At 56.8% G+C, this 2874-nt stretch carries 1 rRNA gene; it reads right to left on the reverse strand.

Annotated features, from left to right (window positions below):
* Positions 1-21: 21 nt before the first annotated feature.
* Positions 22-2874, reverse strand: a 23S ribosomal RNA gene (locus JK363_RS41090); the annotation flags it as partial.

Below are 2874 nucleotides of genomic sequence, written 5' to 3' on the forward strand. Positions count from 1 at the left end.
ACACAGTGGACGCGAGCAACTGAGGACAAGCCCTCGGCCTATTAGTACCAGTCAACTCCACCGGTCACCCGGCTTCCATATCTGGCCTATCAACCCAGTCGTCTACTGGGAGCCTTACCCTCTCATGGAGGTGGGAGCCCTCATCTCGAAGCAGGCTTCCCGCTTAGATGCTTTCAGCGGTTATCCCTCCCGAACGTAGCCAACCAGCCATGCCCTTGGCAGGACAACTGGCACACCAGAGGTTCGTCCGTCCCGGTCCTCTCGTACTAGGGACAGCCCTTCTCAAGACTCCTACGCGCACAGCGGATAGGGACCGAACTGTCTCACGACGTTCTAAACCCAGCTCGCGTACCGCTTTAATGGGCGAACAGCCCAACCCTTGGGACCGACTCCAGCCCCAGGATGCGACGAGCCGACATCGAGGTGCCAAACCATCCCGTCGATATGGACTCTTGGGGAAGATCAGCCTGTTATCCCCGGGGTACCTTTTATCCGTTGAGCGACGGCGCTTCCACAAGCCACCGCCGGATCACTAGTCCCGACTTTCGTCCCTGCTCGACCCGTCAGTCTCACAGTCAAGCTCCCTTGTGCACTTACACTCAACACCTGATTGCCAACCAGGCTGAGGGAACCTTTGGGCGCCTCCGTTACTCTTTAGGAGGCAACCGCCCCAGTTAAACTACCCACCAGACACTGTCCCTGATCCGGATCACGGACCCAGGTTAGACATCCAGCACGACCAGAGTGGTATTTCAACAACGACTCCACACTGACTGGCGTCAGCGCTTCACAGTCTCCCACCTATCCTACACAAGCCGAACCGAACACCAATATCAAGCTATAGTAAAGGTCCCGGGGTCTTTCCGTCCTGCTGCGCGAAACGAGCATCTTTACTCGTAATGCAATTTCACCGGGCCTATGGTTGAGACAGTCGAGAAGTCGTTACGCCATTCGTGCAGGTCGGAACTTACCCGACAAGGAATTTCGCTACCTTAGGATGGTTATAGTTACCACCGCCGTTTACTGGCGCTTAAGTTCTCAGCTTCGCCAACCCGAAGGTCGACTAACCGGTCCCCTTAACGTTCCAGCACCGGGCAGGCGTCAGTCCGTATACATCGCCTTACGGCTTCGCACGGACCTGTGTTTTTAGTAAACAGTCGCTTCTCGCTGGTCTCTGCGGCCACCACCAGCTCCGGAGGAAAACTCCATCACCAGCAATGGCCCCCCTTCTCCCGAAGTTACGGGGGCATTTTGCCGAGTTCCTTAACCATAGTTCACCCGAACGCCTCGGTATTCTCTACCTGACCACCTGAGTCGGTTTAGGGTACGGGCCGCCATGAAACTCGCTAGAGGCTTTTCTCGACAGCATAGGATCATCCACTTCACCACAATCGGCTCGGCATCAGGTCTCAGCCCTTATGTGCGACGGATTTACCTACCGCACGGCCTACACCCTTACCCCGGGACAACCACCGCCCGGGCTGGACTACCTTCCTGCGTCACCCCATCACTTACCTACTACCACCTAGGGTCAGCGGCTCCACCACTCCCCCTCACTCCGAAGAGATCAGAGGCGGCTTCACGGCCTTAGCATCAGAGGATTCGATATTGGGCGCTTCAAAGCGGGTACCGGAATATCAACCGGTTGTCCATCGACTACGCCTGTCGGCCTCGCCTTAGGTCCCGACTTACCCTGGGCAGATCAGCTTGACCCAGGAACCCTTAGTCAATCGGCGCACACGTTTCCCACGTGTGTATCGCTACTCATGCCTGCATTCTCACTCGTGAACCATCCACAACTCGCTTACACGGCTGCTTCACCCGGCACACGACGCTCCCCTACCCAACCCAGCCCCCGTTAGGGGTACATGCTGGATTGACACGACTTCGGCGGTATACTTGAGCCCCGCTACATTGTCGGCGCGGAATCACTTGACCAGTGAGCTATTACGCACTCTTTCAAGGATGGCTGCTTCTAAGCCAACCTCCTGGTTGTCTCTGCGACTCCACATCCTTTCCCACTTAGCATACGCTTAGGGGCCTTAGTCGATGCTCTGGGCTGTTTCCCTCTCGACCATGGAGCTTATCCCCCACAGTCTCACTGCCGCGCTCTCACTTACCGGCATTCGGAGTTTGGCTAAGGTCAGTAACCCGGTAGGGCCCATCGCCTATCCAGTGCTCTACCTCCGGCAAGAAACACACGACGCTGCACCTAAATGCATTTCGGGGAGAACCAGCTATCACGGAGTTTGATTGGCCTTTCACCCCTAACCACAGGTCATCCCCCAGGTTTTCAACCCTGGTGGGTTCGGTCCTCCACGAAGTCTTACCTCCGCTTCAACCTGCCCATGGCTAGATCACTCCGCTTCGGGTCTTGAGCATGCTACTGAACCGCCCTCTTCGGACTCGCTTTCGCTACGGCTTCCCCACACGGGTTAACCTCGCAACACACCGCAAACTCGCAGGCTCATTCTTCAAAAGGCACGCAGTCACGACGCAGAGACAAGTCTCTGCGCGACGCTCCCACGGCTTGTAGGCACACGGTTTCAGGTACTATTTCACTCCGCTCCCGCGGTACTTTTCACCATTCCCTCACGGTACTATCCGCTATCGGTCACCAGGGAATATTTAGGCTTAGCGGGTGGTCCCGCCAGATTCACACGGGATTTCTCGGGCCCCGTGCTACTTGGGTGGTTCTCAAGCAAGTTGCCGACATTTCAGCTACGGGGGTCTTACCCTCTACGCCGGGCCTTTCGCATGCCCTTCGCCTACATCAACAATTTCTGACTCACCGACCGGCCGGCAGACCGATCAAGAGAACTCCCACAACCCCGCATGCGCAACCCCTGCCGGGTATCACACACATACGGTTTG

The sequence above is a fragment of the Streptomyces coffeae genome, assembly GCF_016741875.1.
Lineage (GTDB): Bacteria > Actinomycetota > Actinomycetes > Streptomycetales > Streptomycetaceae > Streptomyces > Streptomyces coffeae.